The 18,919-nt window shown below is 52.9% G+C and carries 15 protein-coding genes; 14 read left to right on the top strand and 1 reads right to left on the bottom strand.

Translation table 11 applies throughout. From position 1 onward, the window contains the following. Positions 1–71: 71 nt before the first annotated feature. Positions 72–956, bottom strand: coding sequence for a LysR family transcriptional regulator (locus GCU45_RS25395; RefSeq protein WP_152401413.1), 885 nt, complete (start codon positions 954–956; stop codon positions 72–74). 332 nt (positions 957–1,288) lie between these two features. On the opposite strand from GCU45_RS25395, the gene GCU45_RS25400 reads away from it, so the two are divergent. From GCU45_RS25400 to GCU45_RS25465, 14 genes are all read left to right on the top strand, one after another. Further along, the gene (locus tag GCU45_RS25400; RefSeq protein WP_152401415.1) at positions 1,289–2,623 is read left to right on the top strand and encodes an LLM class flavin-dependent oxidoreductase; all 1,335 of its coding nucleotides are present in this window, start codon (positions 1,289–1,291) and stop codon (positions 2,621–2,623) included. Positions 2,624–2,652: 29 nt separating this feature from the next. Next, the gene (locus GCU45_RS25405; protein ID WP_152401416.1) at positions 2,653–4,308 is read left to right on the top strand and encodes an ABC transporter substrate-binding protein; all 1,656 of its coding nucleotides are present in this window, start codon (positions 2,653–2,655) and stop codon (positions 4,306–4,308) included. 21 nt (positions 4,309–4,329) lie between these two features. Next, entirely contained in the window at positions 4,330–5,253 is a 924-nt protein-coding gene (locus tag GCU45_RS25410; protein ID WP_152401417.1) for an ABC transporter permease, read from the top strand. A gap of 70 nt (positions 5,254–5,323) precedes the next feature. Further along, positions 5,324–6,238, top strand: coding sequence for an ABC transporter permease (locus GCU45_RS25415; protein WP_244364247.1), 915 nt, complete (start codon positions 5,324–5,326; stop codon positions 6,236–6,238). A 1-nt stretch (position 6,239) separates the two neighbouring features. Further along, positions 6,240–8,303, top strand: a complete 2,064-nt coding sequence (locus GCU45_RS34440) for an ABC transporter ATP-binding protein (protein WP_152401420.1) — start codon at positions 6,240–6,242, stop codon at positions 8,301–8,303. An 87-nt stretch (positions 8,304–8,390) separates the two neighbouring features. Next, on the top strand, positions 8,391–9,737 hold the full coding sequence (locus tag GCU45_RS25425; RefSeq protein WP_244364249.1) for an LLM class flavin-dependent oxidoreductase: 1,347 nt from the start codon (positions 8,391–8,393) through the stop codon (positions 9,735–9,737). Positions 9,738–9,767: 30 nt separating this feature from the next. After that, positions 9,768–10,907: an LLM class flavin-dependent oxidoreductase gene (locus GCU45_RS25430; RefSeq protein ID WP_152401422.1), complete on the top strand. Its 1,140-nt coding sequence runs from the start codon at positions 9,768–9,770 to the stop codon at positions 10,905–10,907. A gap of 51 nt (positions 10,908–10,958) precedes the next feature. Continuing rightward, the gene (locus GCU45_RS25435) at positions 10,959–11,867 is read left to right on the top strand and encodes a CoA transferase subunit A (protein WP_152401424.1); all 909 of its coding nucleotides are present in this window, start codon (positions 10,959–10,961) and stop codon (positions 11,865–11,867) included. A gap of 6 nt (positions 11,868–11,873) precedes the next feature. Further along, positions 11,874–12,611: a CoA-transferase gene (locus tag GCU45_RS25440; protein WP_152401426.1), complete on the top strand. Its 738-nt coding sequence runs from the start codon at positions 11,874–11,876 to the stop codon at positions 12,609–12,611. 47 nt (positions 12,612–12,658) lie between these two features. Beyond that, entirely contained in the window at positions 12,659–13,243 is a 585-nt protein-coding gene (locus GCU45_RS25445) for a cysteine dioxygenase family protein (RefSeq protein WP_152401428.1), read from the top strand. A 45-nt stretch (positions 13,244–13,288) separates the two neighbouring features. Continuing rightward, positions 13,289–14,464: a CaiB/BaiF CoA transferase family protein gene (locus tag GCU45_RS25450; RefSeq protein ID WP_152401430.1), complete on the top strand. Its 1,176-nt coding sequence runs from the start codon at positions 13,289–13,291 to the stop codon at positions 14,462–14,464. Beyond that, positions 14,461–14,949, top strand: coding sequence for a DinB family protein (locus GCU45_RS25455; RefSeq protein WP_152401431.1), 489 nt, complete (start codon positions 14,461–14,463; stop codon positions 14,947–14,949). The genes GCU45_RS25450 and GCU45_RS25455 overlap by 4 nt, the downstream gene beginning before the upstream one ends. 763 nt (positions 14,950–15,712) lie before the next feature. Further along, complete coding sequence (locus GCU45_RS25460; protein ID WP_152401433.1) at positions 15,713–16,492, top strand: DeoR/GlpR family DNA-binding transcription regulator; 780 nt, start codon at positions 15,713–15,715, stop codon at positions 16,490–16,492. 17 nt (positions 16,493–16,509) lie between these two features. After that, positions 16,510–18,804: a helix-turn-helix domain-containing protein gene (locus GCU45_RS25465; protein WP_167527221.1), complete on the top strand. Its 2,295-nt coding sequence runs from the start codon at positions 16,510–16,512 to the stop codon at positions 18,802–18,804. Positions 18,805–18,919 lie beyond the last annotated feature (115 nt).

Consider the following 18,919-nt stretch of genomic DNA (forward strand, 5'->3'; position numbering starts at 1 on the left):
TTTTAGCGGATTGCGGATTATGCACAAAATTTAGCGTGTTAAAGAAACGATATTCGCCAAAGGGGAAGTATTTATAGAGCCTGAAGTTCCTTGCGCAAAATGGCAATCAGCTTCTCAGCCGCCGAGCTGAGCGACGAACCGTTTGGCTTGCGCAGCAGACCGGTGACAAGTCCTGAGTCCAAGTCATGTATGTTCTTGAGTACCGTACCCTCAGGGTTCGGGATTGCCGTAATGACCGGCACGACAGCGATACCGAACTGAGCCTGTACATAATATTTCAGCGCGGCCATGTTCCCAATCTCCATGCCAGAATAAGGGCTTCCTCCTTTTTCCAAAAGGGAGGTTTCAAGTTTCTTGCGATAAGGGCAAACGGAGGTTGTAATCAGAATATTCTCATTTTGCAAATCTCTCAAAAAAATCATGTCTTTGGCGGCCAGCCTATGCGTATCCGGAATAAGCAATGCCAGCCGTTCATTAAACAGCGGCTCAAACACATGTCCGACACCCGTCTCCGGAGTGGAGCAGATGGCAAGGTCAATCAGCCCCTCATTCAGCATTTGGCTCAGGATGAACGTATTGCCGATCTGGATGCTGACCTGTACTTTAGGATACTGCTGCATGAAAGGCGCCAAAATTTGCGGTAGCCGATAGCTTGCGGTCGGTTCCATCACCCCCAACCTTACGACCCCGGCCTCCCCCTGAATCAGCTCATTCATCGTTGTCACAAGGTAATCGTAATTTTTCAGCAATGTATCCGCATTTTGATGAAACAGCCTTCCCGCTTCCGTCAGCTTCAGCTTTTTTCCTCTTTCCAGCAGCTTGACTCCGAGATCGCTTTCCAGCTTCTGGATGTGCATCGTAACGGTAGATTGCCCGTATTGTAGGTCTTCCGCAGCGCGCTGAAAACTGCCGAGCTTCATGATCGTCTGGAACGTTTTGATCGTTCGGATATCCACCTTCATATACTCCTTCCCAAATAAGTTCATTATTTGTGAAGCGATGCTTCGGATATTTGCATTGTACAAAAAACGAAGTGTTCGATATAACTAGTTAATAAATGCTAACTATTCCAACTTGATTACTAAGTATAATCCCGTTTTTTTACTCTGGCTACCCATTTATGGTTCACAAATCATGAATTTACGGTTCACCTATTTGCATTTTACAAAAAGGAATCAACTACATTATGATTTGGGCATGAGAATAACACAGTAAAAATGTCGGAATAGTCACGTATGGTTAGGGAGGCAAGTCCAAAGAAGTTGAAGCCATAAGGAGGCGTATGAAGATGTCGAAACCCAAAAAGCTCAAGCTTGGAGCAATGATTCATGGTGTGGGCGGAGGTTGGGAGGACTGGAGGCACCCAGATGCAATAACCGATGCCAGCGTAAATTTCGATTTTTACAAAAGAGAAGCCCTTACAGCGGAGGCTGGCAAATTCGATTTTGCTTTTATCGCTGACAGTGTACACATTACCTCCAATTCGAGTCCGCATTATCTCAATCGCTTCGAACCGCTGACGATCTTGTCGGCTCTTGCCGCCGTAACATCTCGAATCGGGCTGGTCGGTACGTTAACCGTGAGCTACAGCGAGCCGTTCACCGTCGCCAGACAATTCGCTTCCCTCGACCATATCAGCCACGGCAGAGCAGGATGGAATGTGGTGACTTCATGGCTCTCGGGCAGCGCCAACAATTACAGCAAAGACGAGCATCCTCCGCATGAAACCCGGTATCGGATCGCCCAGGAGCATGTGGATGTCGTCCGGGGCTTGTGGGATTCCTGGGAGGACGATGCTTTCGTTCGGGACAAACAGTCCGGCGTGTTCTTCGATCCCAGCAAACTGCACGCCTTAAATCATAAAGGTGAATTTTTCTCCGTCCAGGGGCCGCTTAACATCGCCCGTTCCAAGCAAGGGCAGCCCGTTATTTTCCAGGCGGGGACTTCCGAGGACGGACGCAACTTCGCAGCTAAAAATGCCGATGCCATCTTCGTCGGCCACGAAACAATAGAAGAAGCTCAAAGCTATTACCGCGACGTGAAGGGCCGGGCGGCTGGTTTCGGACGAAATCCTGACGATCTTTCGATTCTTCCCGGTATCCGGCCCATCATCGGCAGAACGGAGGAAGAAGCAGAGCGCAAATATCAGGAGACGGTCAATCTTGTTTCTATCGAAAAGGCCGTCGTCGCTTTGGGCAGGCCGTTCAACGATTTCGACTTCAGCCGGTTCCCGCTCGATGAGCCGTTTCCGGATTTGGGCGATCTGGGGCTGAACAGCCAACAGGGGAGCTCAGAGAAAATTAAACGGCTGGCCAAAGAGCACAATCTAACGCTGCGCCAAGTCGCGCTCCGTTTTGCCACACCGAAAAGCCAATTCGTCGGTACTCCAGAACAGGTTGCGGACACGATACAGCAGTGGTATGAGCAAGGAGCAGCGGACGGCTTTATTATAGGCGTTGGCATTCCGAACGGATTGCAGGATTTCGTCGAGTGGGTCGTCCCGATTTTGCAGCAGCGGGGCTTATTCCGGGAAGCGTATGAGCACGATACACTGCGCGGACATCTCGGTTTGAAGTTTCCAGTTAACCGTTACAGCGACTTGCAGCAGCCGGTCAACGGATAAACAGACTACTTTGTAGATGGAGATGGGTTATGAAAAAGTCTTGGGTAAAAGCCGTTAAAATGGCTACGATTCTTTTGGCGCTGACCCTGCTGCTGTCCGCTTGCGGCGATGGAAGCAGTCAAGCCACGCAAGGAGCGAATGCAGCGGAAGTGGACTCTGGGCCTGTCACGCCTGGAGGGGAGCTGGTCTTTGCACTGGGGGGCATCGTGACCGATGACAATCTGGACGCACACAAGGCGGGCAACGCCCAGAACGGGCGGGTAATGAGATCGCTGTACGACAGTCTGGTCGTTGAGCTGCCGGACCATTCGATCAAGCCATGGCTCGCCACTTCATGGGAAATTTCGGAGGACAAGAAGAGCTATACGTTCCATTTACGCAAGGACGTCAAATTTCACGACGGCACTCCGTTTAACGCGGAGGCGGTCAAATTCAACTTCGATCGGATCAAGGATCCGGCGACGAAGGCGTCAAGCTCGTTGAATGAAATCGGCAGCTACGTCTCAACGGATGTGCTGGACGAATACACGGCGAGAATAAACTTTAGCGCCCCGTTCGCGCCCTTTTTGAGCAATGCGGCGAAGGTCGATCTGGGGTTCGTTTCCCCTGCGGCCGTCAAGAAATACGGGGATAAGTATCCCCAGAATCCAGTCGGCACGGGACCGTTCAAGCTCGTGAAGTTGGTGCCTGGAACGGAAGTTCAATTCGAGAAGAATCCCGACTATAATTGGGCTCCGCCGACGGCGAAGCATCAAGGGCCGGCTTATTTGGATAAGCTGACCGTCAAGTATGTGCCTGAGGAAGCGACCAGAATCAGCGTGCTGCAGAGCAAACAGGTGCAGGCAGCAGACATTATACCTCCGCAAAATTTGGTGGCTTTAAAGGCGGACAATCAATTTAGGGTTCAGGAAACCGAACTGCTGCAGGTGAATTTCTCGATTTATTTGAATCCGCAAAAAGCACCATGGAATGATCTGAAAGTCAGGGAAGCCGTGCGAGCGGCTATGGATCTGGACGCTGCGGTCAAAACGATCTATCTGGGCACCTCAAAGCAGGCCTGGTCTCCGATTTCACCTTCTATGCTCGGCTATACTCCGACCGTGGAAAACTCCTGGAAGCCGGATGCGGCGAAAGCGAATCAGCTTCTGGACGATCTTGGCTGGGTAAAGGGAGCGGACGGCATCCGCGAGAAGGACGGTAAGAAGCTGACCATTGAATTTATCGATACGCAGGGGAACCGGGAGAAGCGGCTCGATTTAATGGCGGTGCTTCAGCAGCAGTTGAAGCAGGCGGGTGTTGAATTAAAAGTCGTGTCTCTGCCTTCGGGCACCTATTCGGAGCGCCGGCTGAAAGGGGATTACGACCTTGTGGCTGCGAGCCAATTCTCAGGAGATCCCGACGTGCTGCGGCAAATTTTTTCCACCAAGGGCCCGTCGAAGAAGAACAATCTCGCCAGGGCAAACGATCCCCAGCTGGATCAGTGGCTCGAAGACGGTTATCTGGAGAATGATCCGGAGAAGCGTAAAGAAGTCTATAAAAAAGCGCAGGAATGGATTATTCAAAACGTATATTCCATACCGACCTACGTATTTCAATACTCGCTCGCATCCGTTCAGGAGGTGAACGGCATCACGTTTGATTCTCCCGGCTGGCCGGTCTTTTACGATGCATGGATCAAAAAATAAACGAATCGGAGGGAGCCGTCCGTGATCAAATATATTCTGAACCGGATTATCGTCTCCGTTCCGGTCATTCTGGGTTCACTGACGCTGGTGTTTATTATCATCCATTGGCTCCCGGGGGATCCGGCCCAGATGATCGCCGGCGACGATGCGGCGCCGGAGCGGGTCGATTTTCTCAGAGAGCAGTTTGGTCTTAACGAGCCTTTGTGGAAGCAGTATCTCGACTATTTGTGGAACAGCCTAAGAGGGGATTTCGGTCACTCCTTCGCCAATAGCCAACCGGTCCTGGAGAGGCTGGTTGCCCAGCTTCCGGCCACGCTTTCACTCGCCGTCGTCAGCACCATCTTTGCTATCGTGGTCGGCGTTGCACTCGGTGTGTTATCCGCCGTGTATAGGAACAAAGCGCTCGACTACGTTGTACGGGTCATCAGCCTGCTGGGAGTTTCCATGCCGAAGTTTTGGCTGGGCATTCTGCTCATTCTGGTCTTCTCCGTGCATTTGCGGCTGCTTCCAGCCATCGGTAACGGGAGCTTCAAGCAGCTGATCCTGCCTTCATTCGCCTTAGGTCTAACCGGCGCAGGTATGCTGACGCGGATGGTGCGCAACAGCGTACTCGAAGTGATCCAAGAGCCATTTGTGGTGACCCTTCGCTCCAAAGGCTTGACCGAACGTGCGGTACTCTACCGGCATGTGCTTCGTAACGCGCTGATGCCGGCGATAACCGTTCTTGGCGTGTTAGTCGGTGAAATGCTGGCAGGAGCCGTTGTGACGGAAACTGTGTTTTCTAGACAGGGGCTTGGCAAGCTCGTTGTGGACGCGATCAACCAAAAAGATATCCCGGTTATTCAGGCAGCGATTCTGATCACCGGAATCTTTACCATCATCGTCAATTTGTTGGTGGATATATCGTACTCTTATGTCGATCCAAGGGTGAGGAAGGCCCGATAACATCCGTTTGTTCTTATTCCTGCGTTGGAAAACAGACGTATTAAATCCATGGGGAAGGAGTGAAACATCCATGCAGGTGAACTCCGTGACACCGGAAATGACACCAGAGGCGGTAGCGTCGAATCCGGTGGGAGGTGCGGCCCAGCCCAAGCTGCGATCCAAGGCCGGAAGCTTGACTGTGTCCAAAGCGCTGCTTGGCTTCTCGCTTGCCGTGCTGGCCTTTCTGGTTGCGGCAGCCATCGTTCCACAGTGGATCGCGCCATATTCGCCTACGGATATGAAGACGGACCAGCTGCTGCATTCGCCGAGCCTGTCACACTGGCTCGGAACCGATCAATTCGGCCGGGATGTTTGGACGCTCATCATTTTCGGCAGCCGCCAGTCTCTATTGATGGGGATCGTATCGGTTCTTATCGGCGGGTTGATCGGCACACTGATCGGCCTCATAGCCGGATATTGCGGCGGCATCGTCGATTCCGTCTTCATGAGGCTGAACGATATTCTGATGACGATCCCCGGCATTCTGCTCGCTATCGCCATTTCTGTGGCACTGGGACCGAGCTTTTTTAACGTCATCCTCGCGATCAGTGTGGCAGCCATACCTGGAAAAGCGCGGGTGATACGCAGTACGGTCCTGTCGATTCGCAGCCGTCCGTTCATCGATGCCGCCCGTGCCGTCGGTACTTCGCATCTTGAAATTATGTTCCGGCACATCTTGCCGAACTGCTTCTCTCCCCTTCTTGTGATGATGACCATTGGGGTAGGAAGCTCCATTCTCGTAGGAACCGGACTAAGCTTTCTCGGTCTTGGCGTCGTTCAGGAAATTCCGGATTGGGGCTACCTGCTCTCGCAAGGGCGCAGCTATATGACGGTGGCCTGGTGGGTGGCCACGTTCCCGGGGCTTGCCATCACATTGCTTGTTATCGTAGTGAATCTAATCGGAGATCATCTTCGCGACTGGATGGATCCGAAGAGGGGAGTTTGAAATGAAGCCATTGCTGGATATACAACAGTTGTCCGTCGACTTCCAGACGCCCAATGGCCCGTTGAATGCGGTTCAGCACGTCAATCTGTCGATCGGAAGCGGAGAGATCGTCTGCCTCGTCGGAGAGTCGGGAAGCGGCAAGACGATCACATCTTTATCCATCATGCGGTTGATCGACTATGATAACGGCAGAGTATCCGAGGGTCGGATCATGCTGGACGGCCGCAGTCTAGTCGGATTGTCGCAGCGGGAAATCAGCGAGCTTCGAGGCAAGAAGATCGCCATGATTTTTCAGGAGCCGATGACCGCTCTAGACCCTGTATTTACGATCGGGCAACAAATCACGGAGGTAATCCTTCGTCATGAGAAGGTAAGCAAGGCTGCGGCACGAGATAAGGCCGTCCATTTGCTTCGGCGGGTCGGGATTCCGGAGCCGGGCATCCGGATGAAGCAGTATCCGTATGAGCTCTCAGGCGGTATGCGGCAGCGGGCGATGATTGCGATGGCGCTGGCATGCGGTCCCGAGCTGCTTATCGCCGATGAGCCGACAACGGCTCTCGACGTCACGATTCAAGCGCAGATCCTGAGCCTGCTTCAGGAGCTTAAGCGGGAGTTTCAAATGTCCATACTGCTCATCACGCATGACTTAGGCATTGCCGCCGAGATGGCTGACCGGGTCGTGGTCATGTACGCGGGAAAAGTGGTCGAACAAGCAAACGTTCATATGCTGTTTGAACAGCCTTCCCATCCCTACACTCAAGGGCTGCTGCAGTCCATCGTGACACTGGATCAACCCAGGGGTTCGAAGCTGTACACGATCCGCGGCTCTATCCCGAGCTTAGCCGATCTTCCTTCCGGGTGCCGTTTTCATCCGCGCTGCCCTTACGCTACGGATCGCTGCAAGAAAGAGGACCCTCCGCTTGCCCACGTGAACGGGAGAGATGTCGCCTGCTGGCATGCAGAGAAATTGGACCATCTTGCCGCCGAGGTGTACTGGGGACAATCCGAAGCTTCCGCTGAGCTTAACCTTGGCTCCCATCTGTCTCATGCTTCGGGAAGTTCCCAAGCGGTTTTGGAACAGCAGAGTCCTCTGCTGGAGATCAAACAATTAACCAAGTATTATCCTGTGCATGGAGGAGTATTTCATCGGAACAAAGCGTTCATTCGCGCGGTCGACGGGGTTTCCTTCCGGATCGAGAAAGGGGAGACCTTCGGTCTCGTCGGTGAATCGGGATGCGGCAAGTCAACCCTTGGACGGATGCTGCTTCAATTGGAAAAGGCAACCGGCGGGGAAGTCATCTTCGAAGGACGGCATCTGCTTCCCGCCGGTGGTGGAAGAAGCGGCGGCAGGGTCAGCTGGAAGGAATCCCGCCGCGACATGCAGGTGATCTTTCAGGACCCGTACGGCTCGATCAATCCGCGCTGGAAGGTAGGGGATATCATAGGGGAGCCATTGTGGGTGCACGAATCGCTGCGGGGATCGGCCAAGCGGGAGAAGGTCGAAGCTGTGATGCAACTCGTAGGCTTGAATCCGGCATGGTATGACCGTTATCCGCATGAATTCTCCGGCGGCCAACGGCAGCGGATCGGCATTGCCCGCGCTATTGCGCTAAATCCCAAGTTCATTCTGGCAGATGAAGCGGTCTCCGCACTGGACGTATCGGTCCAGTCGCAAGTCGTTAATCTAATGAAGGAGCTTCAACAGCAGCTGAAGCTGACCTACCTGTTCATCGCGCACGGTTTGAACATCGTGCGGCACATCTCAGACCGGATCGGCGTGATGTATCTCGGCAAGCTGGTCGAACTGGCGCCTACCGACGAGCTATTCAGCCAGCCAGCGCATCATTATACGAAGGCATTGTTATCGGCCATCCCTATCGCCGATCCGAAGCGGAAGCGGAACTACATGCCGATCGAAGGTGAGATACCGTCCCCGGCCAATCCGCCATCCGGCTGCCGGTTTCATACGCGTTGCCCTGCTGCAACCTCGCGATGCAAAGAAGTGGAGCCCGTGCTTCAACCGGTCGGAACAGGTCACTGGGCAGCCTGTCATTATCCTCTATAAGAAAGGTATCATTGGCTGCCACCGCAACGGTGCAACACCAAAGAAAATCGGCGCAAAGTCGCCAAATTAGGGAAGAGGAGGATCAGCATGAGTAAAATGATGCATTTGGGGCTCTTCGTCACTGCGGCCGGCCACCATGCAGGCGGCTGGCGCCATCCGGATGCGGCTGTCAGCGATCCGCTTGATCCCGATTATTATCAATCGATCGCACAAAAGGCGGAGCGTGCCAAGCTGGATATGCTTTTCATCGCCGATAAACTGGCCATAGACGATAATTACGGAAGCAGCTTCGACATGACGGTCACACACCGCCCGTCCTTATCCGCAGAGCCCCTGACGCTATTAGCGGCATTAAGCGCGGTGACGGACAGGATCGGGCTAGCGGCCACCGCCTCCACGACATACAATGAGCCTTTTCACATCGCGCGCAAGTTTGCGACACTGGATCATTTGAGCAAAGGCCGCGCGGCGTGGAATGTCGTCACTTCAACCAGCGATGCCGAAGCGCGCAACTTCAGCAAATTGGAACACCTCGATCATTCCACCCGTTATGATCGGGCCACTGAATTTCTCGAGGTCGTCCGATCGCTTTGGGACAGTTGGGAAAACGATGCGCTGCTCAGCGACAAGGAGAAAGGTATTTTTGCCGACAAGGATAAGGTTCATTATGTTCATCATCAAGGCGAGTGGTTCAACGTCCGTGGACCCTTGAACGTACAGCGGCCTCCCCAAGGCCATCCGGTGCTGATTCAGGCCGGTTCGTCCGGCCCGTTCCGGGATTTGGCCGCCAGATACGCGGAGGTGATATTTACGGCTCAGCCGAATTTCGAGTCCGCAAGAAGCTTTTATGATGATTTTAAAGGAAGGCTGCAAGCGCTGAGCCGCTCTCGCGACGACGTCAAAATTTTGCCCGGGACGATGCTTATTGTCGGCCATACGGAGAGGGAAGCACAGGAAAAGGAGCGCTACCTGGAGTCGCTCATCCATACGAATACCGGACTCGCGTTTATGTCGGGCAGTATGAATTACGATTTATCCAAGCATCCGTTGGATGAGCCTTTTCCCGACATTGAACATGCCATTCGGGGGAGCAGGGGACGATTCCAATTCGTTTTCCGCAAAGCACGGGAAGAAGGCTTAACGCTGGAGCAAGTGGCCCGATGGTATATCGCGAGCCGGTCGCATCATATCGTGACGGGGACTCCGGAGACGATCGCTGACCGGTTGGAGCAGTGGTTTCGTGGCGGCGCATGTGACGGATTTAATCTGATGGCGCCTTATATGATGGATGGCTTGGACGACATACTCGAACACGTCGTTCCCGAACTGCAAAACCGCGGATTGTTCCGCGAGGAGTACAACGGTGTGACGCTTCGTGATCACTTCGGTCTTAAGCAGCCCGGCAATCGGTATGCCAAAACTGCAATTCGTTAGAGGTAAATATGGTCCTGGGAGGAATGAACGATGGCGATTGACTTTATTACCATGCTGCCGACAAGTGGGGATCGGGCTCTGATCGGCAAGCTGACCGCAGACCCAAGTCGAGTGGATGCATGGAGGGATATCTCAGACCGCGAGCCTTCACTTGCCAATCTGATCTCGATTGTGCAAGCCGCCGAGAAAGGGGGCTTCGATGCGACTCTGCTCCCGACAGGCAATGTCTGCCTTGATTCGCTCGTGACGGCCTCGGCGCTGATAAGCCACACGGAGAAGATTAAATTTCTGTTTGCGGCGAGACCGGGATTTACGGCACCTGCCGTATTCGCCAGGCAAATTGGGACATTGGATTATTTGTCCGGTGGACGTGCGCTGATCAATGTCGTAACAGGCAAATCGCCTGCCGAGCTGGCGGCGGACGGGGACTTCGTGCCGCATGATGCAAGGTATGACCGTACGGCCGAATTTATCCATGTGCTCAAACGCTTGTTTACGGAAGATCATTTTGATCATGAAGGAGACTATTACCAGCTTCGCAATGCTTCGTTATTTTACAAATCGGTGCAAAAGCCCCGGCCGCTCATTTACTTCGGCGGCGCTTCGGAGGCGGGCAAGCGGGCAGCCGTCAAGGAAGCGGATGTCTATATGCTGTGGGCGGAATCACTGGACCTAACGCGCGAGCGGATCGAAGAGGTAAAAGCGCTGGCCGCTCTTGAAAATCGGGTACTGGACTATAGCATCTCGTTCCAGGTGATTCTGGGCGATACCGAGGAGGAAGCTTGGCAGAGGGCTCATGAGATCATTCGCCACGTCGATCCGTCCGTCATCGCCAGAAAAGAAAGCGAAGTGACGATCAAGGACGAGTCGATTGGAGACCGGCGGCTGCAGAAGCTGATGAATGAATCCCGCGCCAACGACTTCCAGATCGGGCCAAACGTATGGGCCGGTCTGACGCAAGTATTAGGTGGTAACTCCATCGCCTTGGTGGGGACTCCCGATCAAGTAGCCGACCGGATTCTGGAATATGCGGATCTCGGTTTCACCAAAGTGCTGCTCCGCGGTCTCCCTTTCCTCGACACTATCACAGCCATCGGGCGTGACGTCATTCCGAGAGTACGCGAAAAAGAAAAGGCGCGTCAGCGGGAATCCGATTCACAATCGGCATAAAGCCGGTTGGATCCGCCATCACACGCATTTCATACGAAGGATGTGAAACCTGTGGGAGTTGCCTTTGTTTCACTGCAGGAAGCGATGCAATGGATTCATGATGGGGTTACCCTCGCAATAAGCGGACATATGGATATGTCGCCGATGGCGCTCATTCACGAGTTAATTCGAACGAACATACAAAACTTGTCGATCGTATGCGCAGGAGCCGCCGCCATAAACGCAGACCTGCTCATCGGATCGGACGTGGCGCAATCTATCGAATTCTCGCAGATAACACTGGGAGAATACGGCTTTGCCCTCAACTTCCGCAGACGATTCGAGCAGGGGAACCTATCAGTTCGGGAGCATGCTTGTCCTTCGTTAGCGGCCGCACTGCAAGCCGGCGCGGCGGGGATTCCGTTCATTCCCGTTCGAGGGCTGCTAGGAACCGGATATATGGACATTCGCAGCGATTTCCGAGTGATAGTAAATCCATTCGATATGGAAGAGTCCATCGCAGTCGTCCCCGCGATTCGACCGGATGTCGCCATATTCCATGCATTCCAGGCGGATACGCATGGCAATGTAGCCGCCTATCCGGGACACAATAACCGCCTGCTAGCCCAGGCGTCGCGCCACGTGATCGTCTCGGTAGAGGAAATCGTTACGCCCGAGGAGCTAAGCCGGCATCCTGGAACGATCATTCCTTCTGTTTATATTACAGCCGTCGTTCATGCACCTCAAGGGGCTTATCCTACCGGCTGTCCAGGTTACTACGGTATCGACAGCGACCATATTCGAACCTATGTTGAAGCCTCGCGATCGGAACCGACGTTTCGGGAATATATCGATCGATTCATTCGCTCCGACGCTGCCTGCGGTACCCGGCCTAAAGTGTCTATATGTCAGCTCCGGGCTTCCGGCCATCGTACGGGGAATGAAGTGGCTGAAGAGTTTGGACCAATAGAAAGCGGGTGAGCAGTCATGAGCTTGTACAGCTCTTACTCGGAAGAAGAATGGTTAATCTGTTTGCTATCCCGTCAGCTGAAAGATCATGAAGTCGTTGCGGTTGGCAACAACTCGCCTATTCCTGCGGCCGCCTCCTTGCTGGCACGGGCTCTACATGCCAGGCAGACGGAGGTATACATTTTGGGGCAGCCGGATTGGCCGTTCGAAGGAACGAAGGAATTTTTCGACTGGATGCAGCGGGGAACCGTCGATGTGTTTTTCTTAAGCGGCGCGCAAATCGATCGCAGCGGCAATATCAATCTGCATGTGATCGGGAACTACGAGGCTCCGAAAGTGAGGCTGCCTGGTGGTGCAGGCTCCGCCGTTGTCTATTTCATGTGCAAACGCATTTTATTGTTCAAGACGGACCATACTCGCAAAGGTTTTCCGGAGAAGCTGGACTTTGTGACGTCGGTCGCCCGCTCGAGTCAGGATGTGTTTCGGAGAGGCCAACTGGAAGGAGTCTTCACGCCTCTCGGAATATTGAAGCCTCAAGATGAAGATCATTTGCTTCGGTTGACAGCCGTTGCTCCTGGGGTCACCGCCTCCGAGGTACAAGCGCAAACCGGGTTTGATCTGGGGATTGAACGGGGCGATTATCTGGAACTGCAGCCACCGACCTCACTTGAGCTCAACACGCTGAGGAGCGCTGTGGCTAAAGAACTGCAGTCGATTTACCCAGAGTTTGCGAAACAGTGGAATCATTCGGCCTGATTCGGACTGAAAGTTCATTAATATAGGAACAGAAAGTGAGGAGACCGATGAGCGACTATACGTTTGACCAACTGGACAGGGATATTCACCGCGTACTGGAGCAGCATACAGGGCATCGTGTGATTATAGAGGGAGTTAGACCACTGCTTCAGAGGTTGCTGGCCAATGAGCACCTAATCCCCGAAGCTTACCAAGAACCGTTACCCGACAAATACGCTCAATATTTGCTCTATAAGCCCGAAGATGAAGCCTTTAGCGTTATTGCTTTTATCTGGGGGCCAGGGCAGGTCGCGCCAGTTCACGATCATCTGGTATGGGGGTTGGTTGGCCTTTACCGCGGTTCGATCGTTGAGAAGCGTTATCGCAGGGAAGATCACGGCGAGGCTTCGCAGCCGAGGTATTCGCTCCGCGAGGTGGCTGAAGTAACGGCGCATGCAGGGGACATCTCTTTCGTCTACCCACCGGATTACGATATTCACGGTGTGGCGAACCCTTTTGATGAACTTGCGATTACGGTCCATATATACGGTACGGATATCGGCAAGCAGGAGCGCCATATCCATGACGTGGCAACAGGAAGTTACCGGGATGTGGTGACGCGCCACGACAATGCATCCCCCATCTACACCTAAATCATGGTAAGAAGATTTTGCTAAAAAAAGGGAGGCAAATACAAAATGCCACAAAGCCAACAAGGGCCTCTGGCCGGTTTGAGAATACTGGAATTTGGGCAAATCGCCGCAGGTCCTTTTGCAGGGATGCTGTTTGCGGATCTCGGCGCCGATGTGGTTAAAGTGGAGCGGCCAGATGTTGGAGACGGGATGCGGGAATGGCCGCCGTTCTTCTCTAACGATGAGGGGGAGCCATTCAGCTCCAATTTCAGCTCGCTCAACCGGAATAAAAGGAGCATTGCGGTTGATTTTAAATCACCCGAGCAGTTAGCGAGGCTGCATGAGCTGTGCGCCAAAGCGGATGTCATCGTCGAAAACTACAGACCCGGCGTGCTGGCCAAGTTCGGCTTAAGCTACGAGGCACTCTCGGCAGCCAATCCGAAGCTGGTATATTGTTCGATTTCGGGCTACGGGCAGACCGGAGCTTACTCGCAGAAAGGGGCGTTCGATGTAACCATTCAGGCCATCAGCGGCTTAATGAGCGTGACGGGTGAGGAGCATGGTGAACCGGTCAAATGCGGTGTTCCGGTCGCAGACTTTGCCGCAGGGTTATACGGAGCTTTCTCCGTCGTCGCCGCCATTCTCCAGGCGGAGCGGACGGGGCAAGGTACCTATGTCGACTGCTCCATGCTGGGCAGTGTGCTGGGCATATCCGCCTTACAAACCAGCGAATATTACGGCAACCTGACGGCTCCGAAAAGGCTCGGAAGCGCGCATCCGCGCAATGCGCCATACCAGGGCTATCAAGGAAGCGACAAACCTTTCGTGATTGCCGCCGGCAACGATAAGTTGTGGAGGGAAGTTTGCGCCGCGGTGGATCGGCCGGAGCTTGCGGACGACCCGAGGTTCGCCAACCAAACCTTGCGTGCCCGGAACCAGAAAGAACTCGCCGGACTGCTTCAAGCGTCGTTCAGCTTGCAAACCGCTGCCTATTGGCTGAAGGAGTTTGATCGTAGGGGCGTGCCGTGCGCTCCGATCAACACTTACGAAGATATTTTGCAGGATCGGGTCATCGCCGAATCCGGGCTAATTCACGAGCTAGCTCTGCCCAACGATACGAGCACTAAAACCGTCGGTTTTCCTGTCAAGCTGACCGGATATGAATTTCAAATTTACCGGAAACCTCCGCTCAAAGGGGAGCATAATGACGAACTTTTCCGGGAATGGGGGAGTAAACCATGAGTGACGATATCAATACGAAGTCATCGATTCAAGATTATCTAGCAACTGCAGAACTTATTCAGCGGAGCATCGCAGGATTAACGACGGATCAATTGGAATGGAAGCCAGCACCGGACAAATGGAGCGTAAAAGAAGTTGTTGCGCATTTGGTAGACTCCAGTCTTGTTCATTCTGTGCGTATTCGTAAAATCATTGCGGAGAGCGAGCAGCCACTTCTGTTATATAATCAGGATAAGTGGGTATCCTCCGCCCGGTCGAATCAAAGTTCCTTGTCCGACATTCTCACCGCTTTCGATGCACTGCTTACTTATAACAAATTATTTTATGAGAGACTTTCTGATGCAGACTGGAGCAAGAGCGGACCGAACCAGGACCAAACCGTTTCGGTGTCGGAGCTGTTTGAAGGATTTATACGGCATGTACACACTCATATCGCTCAAATCGAGCGGGTACGGGCGCAGATCTCTTTCAATACCTCTATATAAGCAGGATGATGTCCTGAAGAAGCTTGTGTCTATTTGACAATGGATGCAGGCTTTTTTAGGTTCAAAGCGACTCATATCGAATCGCTCTGAACCGTAGATAACGAAACGAGGACCGGACCAGCAAAATCCGAAGCCTCCTCGCCATTGGGATTGCGAAGACGAAACAGGAAGGCGTCGCCGTTTAGTCTATTGAAAGTGAAGGTAGGGCAGCAAATTTAAGGTAGAGATATGAAGCCGGGCATCCGTTAAGATTTTCGGCTTTTTTACGTTTACTCATTTTTACTCTAAGTAAAATGATGGCCAGCGCAAAAAGCCTCACGGCGCAACTTAATATGATATCTCTATGCAGAACTAGGTAAGAAGGTAGAAAATATCTCGGATCGATCTTGATTATTTGCCGATGATCGGATACGTTGACCACCTTATTGATATGTTCGTTATAACTATAAAATTGTTGCAAACGAACAAAAATCTGTTATTATCAAAAGATAGTTTCAATGCTTACGTAAACATGGATTGATGCTCGATCGAGGGACCCTCATGCTTTATTAAAGCAATGTGTCTGGAGCATCGTTATCCTCCCGGCAAGCAGGAAATATTCTGCTGCCGCTGGGGATACATTTATCTCTATCGCCTATTCGATGATAGGAGCGAATGCCATAATCGAAGAAGATGTCGAATAAAAGCAGGATGAAGGATTGAATGCCTGCCAATTGTGATATGTGCAAAAATAGTCTAGAAAATAAGACAGGAGGAAGCTGTCATGAAACCTGAAGCCCATCGCCAACTGAATTCCAGACAATCGCAGATGCTGAACCTGATCTCCCGCGAAGGGGAAGTCCGAATCGCCGAATTGAGGGAATCCTTCCCCGTCACGGAGATGACGATCCGCCGCGATCTTGAGAAACTGGAGGAGACGGGCGTCGTAAAGCGGACGTTCGGTGGGGCAATCTTTGTTGGGCAAGACGTGGCTCTAAAAGAGCGAACGGGAATTCTCACCGATGAGAAAATCCGAATCGGACGCAAAGCGGCTTCACTCGTTCACCCTGGGGATTCCTTGTTTCTTGACGGGGGGACGACGACGCTTCAGGTCGCCCGGTATCTTCCGTCGGATCAAAAGCTGACCGTTGTGACAAATGCACTGAATGTGGCTCAGGAACTCACGGCAAGAGGCATCCCGACCACCATTACAGGCGGGACGCTACTAGAGTCAACGCTCTCGCTTGTCGGTCCGATTGCTGTTCAAAACTTGTCCGGCATGGCGTTCGACCTTGTTTTTCTGGGAGCAACCGGCATCGACGCCGAGCATGGCTTCAGCAATTCCAACTTCTATGAAGCCGAGATCAAATCTTTTGCTATCCGTCAGGCCGCGGAAGCCGTCGTCGTGCTGGATCATACGAAATTCGGCGCTCGTGCGCTCGCTTCGTTCTCTCCGCTAAAAGGCGTCGGCCGCATCGTGACCGACGAGCTTCCGGAAGAGACGTTGTTCCAGACATGCAAGGAGAACGGCGTTCAGATAGAAGTCGCAGACAGACATCAATAAGAAAGGGTGCTGGCAACATGCCACAATCATGGATCGGCAGAATGAGTGTTGTGGCCGGGGCGAACAGGCTGATTCCGAAGCAGACGTATCTCCGGATTTTTCTCGGAGTCGGCCTTCTCTTGGCGATCGTCTCCATCCCTTTCGCCTTCTTGCTGTCCAATCAGTTCTCCCGCTATGCGATGAATCAGATCGATAAGGTGAGCGAGGCAGAGATGGCGCATTCTCGGGACAACGCGCAATTCCTGCTTAATAAGATGATCTCATACGGCTTAAACATGTACGCGAACAAGAACATTCAAGCTTGGATGATGGCGGACGCCGAATCGCAAGGGACCCAGGTCGACGCTTTGGCGGCGGGGACGCAATACATGGCGACCGAACCCTTCCTTGATAACGTTTACATGATCAACATGCAGACTGAGCACGTCATCGATCTTCGCTACGGCATCTCCTCGTTCGCACAATTCCGCGATCCGTCAATGCTAGATCTGGTACGGCATCCTCAGCCTTCTTACCAGCGCTTTATTCCTCACGAGCTGTACGGCAAGACCAAACTTGCGCTCGTCATCCCGACCGTCCCTTCCGGCCAGCTTTCATTCGGCTATCTCGTCTTGGTACTTAACGAGGATCTGTTGAAGCAATACTTGCTGAAGGACAATGGGAAAGCAGGCGTCCTTTCGTTTATTCTGGACGATAAGGGCAAGGCGATGCTCGGACCGGCGAACGATTCGTTTGAGTCTCTTTACAATGGCTACGCGTCCAAGGTATCGGCGGAACAAGGGAGCTTCACGGCTCGATATGAAAACGAGACGTGGTCGGTTCAATATGCGAAAATCGAACCACAAGGATGGACGTTCTTTCAGATGGCGAAATTGGCCGGCATCCAGTCCGACTTCCGCACGTTTCAGACGAGAATGACCGTATTTCTGGCAAGCCTTATCATTTTACTGCTCGCCATCTTGTTCTGGAACTCCCGGCGGACGTACCGCCCGTTCTCTCAACTTGCCAACCAGTTGGAGTCGAAGTTCGGAACAGGGCTTCGCAATATGACGAGTGAGGGACCCTCGGAGGAATACCGAGTCATCCGCTACGGGATTGAGATGTTGGAGAACCGGATGGACCAGCTTGATTCTTCGATGAGGGAGCATCGTAACGTCATCAAAGCCGAGTACTTGCGGCAATGGATCCTGCAGGGCAAGCTTATCACGCCATTAGAGACGTATTTGCGTCAGGAAGCCATCCCTGCGTTGTTCGAAGAAGAAGGTCTCTTTGTCGGAGTCATTCGCATTAACGGTTACAGCGCGTTTAAGGAGAAATACAGCTTTGCTTCGCGCAAGCTGGTCAAGTATGCAATGGGTAACATCGCGGAGGAAATCATCCGGCGCGAAGGTTTCGCCGAGGCGGTCGACCTGGGAGGTGACCATCTCGTGCTTCTGATAGCGGGAGGCACTTTGAAGGGGGACCTTCTACTGCGATTGCTGGAAGAGACGGGCGAACAAATCATGCAGTGGACGCAGGTTAGGGTTGCTCTCTCTGTCAGTGGACAGAAAGCGACCGTAGACGATCTTCGCGCCGTTTATCAGCACGTCCTCGAACTGACGATGCTGCAGTTCGTCTCGGGCGAGAGCAAGGTATTCTTGGAGCGAGACTTCGAAGCTTACATGCGGAAGGTCGAGCCTCTTCCCGACGACAGTCTACTGGATGATCTGATCGCAAAAGTCCGAATGGGGAGAACGGAGGAAGTGTCGGCAGGGCTAGACCGGATTTTCGAGCCGATGCATTCCATGCTGTACGCCCAAAGCAAGTTCCAGCTGTCGCATATGCTGTATACGCTGTTCAAGGCGTTCAACAAGCTGCCATCTGTCGAATCGGTGGAAGGCATTAACGGCTTGCTCGAATCGTTCGATACGCTGGCCGGCGTTCGGAGCTGGCTGGAGAGTGAGTTACTTGCGATCATCGAGGAACTCAGCAGCAGGAGAAACTCAAGCCGCCGCGATGAGGTCGTAACGGAAATCGTCGATTATGTACGCAGTCACCTGCACGATCCGAATCTGACGATCGAGGAGATCGCCGAGCACGTCTCACTCTCGACCCGTCATGCAAGACAAGTTTTCAAGGACGTGTGGGGCATGACGCTGTCGGACTATATTCTTCAAGAACGAGTGGAGGAGGTTAAGAAGCTGCTAGATACGACCGAATGGACGGTAACGGATATCGGCGAGAGAGCGGGCTTCCAGACAAAGAGCCACTTCTTCACGGTCTTCAAGAAGGCGACGGGCAAGACTCCTAGCCAGTATCGTGAGGGGGTATAAACGTTTGAAGAACTCCGCATCGCTCGGTTGGGCGAGGCGGAGTTTTTAGCTATGGAATTGTTAGCACATAGCTGATTCTTAAATGACTTTCTCTAATCCCATAAAAAACTATTTT

The organism is Paenibacillus cellulositrophicus, from assembly GCF_009363095.1.
Taxonomy (GTDB): domain Bacteria; phylum Bacillota; class Bacilli; order Paenibacillales; family Paenibacillaceae; genus Paenibacillus_AQ; species Paenibacillus_AQ favisporus.

What these genes read in the sequence shown, in the direction of transcription:
- GCU45_RS25400 (WP_152401415.1), top strand. Translation starts at nt 1,289, where the DNA reads ATGTCGAAACCCAAAAAGCTCAAGCTTGGAGCAATGATTCATGGTGTG.
- GCU45_RS25405 (WP_152401416.1), top strand. Translation starts at nt 2,653, where the DNA reads ATGAAAAAGTCTTGGGTAAAAGCCGTTAAAATGGCTACGATTCTTTTG.
- GCU45_RS25415 (WP_244364247.1), top strand. Translation starts at nt 5,324, where the DNA reads ATGCAGGTGAACTCCGTGACACCGGAAATGACACCAGAGGCGGTAGCG.
- GCU45_RS34440 (WP_152401420.1), top strand. Translation starts at nt 6,240, where the DNA reads ATGAAGCCATTGCTGGATATACAACAGTTGTCCGTCGACTTCCAGACG.
- GCU45_RS25425 (WP_244364249.1), top strand. Translation starts at nt 8,391, where the DNA reads ATGAGTAAAATGATGCATTTGGGGCTCTTCGTCACTGCGGCCGGCCAC.
- GCU45_RS25430 (WP_152401422.1), top strand. Translation starts at nt 9,768, where the DNA reads ATGGCGATTGACTTTATTACCATGCTGCCGACAAGTGGGGATCGGGCT.
- GCU45_RS25440 (WP_152401426.1), top strand. Translation starts at nt 11,874, where the DNA reads ATGAGCTTGTACAGCTCTTACTCGGAAGAAGAATGGTTAATCTGTTTG.
- GCU45_RS25445 (WP_152401428.1), top strand. Translation starts at nt 12,659, where the DNA reads ATGAGCGACTATACGTTTGACCAACTGGACAGGGATATTCACCGCGTA.
- GCU45_RS25450 (WP_152401430.1), top strand. Translation starts at nt 13,289, where the DNA reads ATGCCACAAAGCCAACAAGGGCCTCTGGCCGGTTTGAGAATACTGGAA.
- GCU45_RS25455 (WP_152401431.1), top strand. Translation starts at nt 14,461, where the DNA reads ATGAGTGACGATATCAATACGAAGTCATCGATTCAAGATTATCTAGCA.
- GCU45_RS25460 (WP_152401433.1), top strand. Translation starts at nt 15,713, where the DNA reads ATGAAACCTGAAGCCCATCGCCAACTGAATTCCAGACAATCGCAGATG.
- GCU45_RS25465 (WP_167527221.1), top strand. Translation starts at nt 16,510, where the DNA reads ATGCCACAATCATGGATCGGCAGAATGAGTGTTGTGGCCGGGGCGAAC.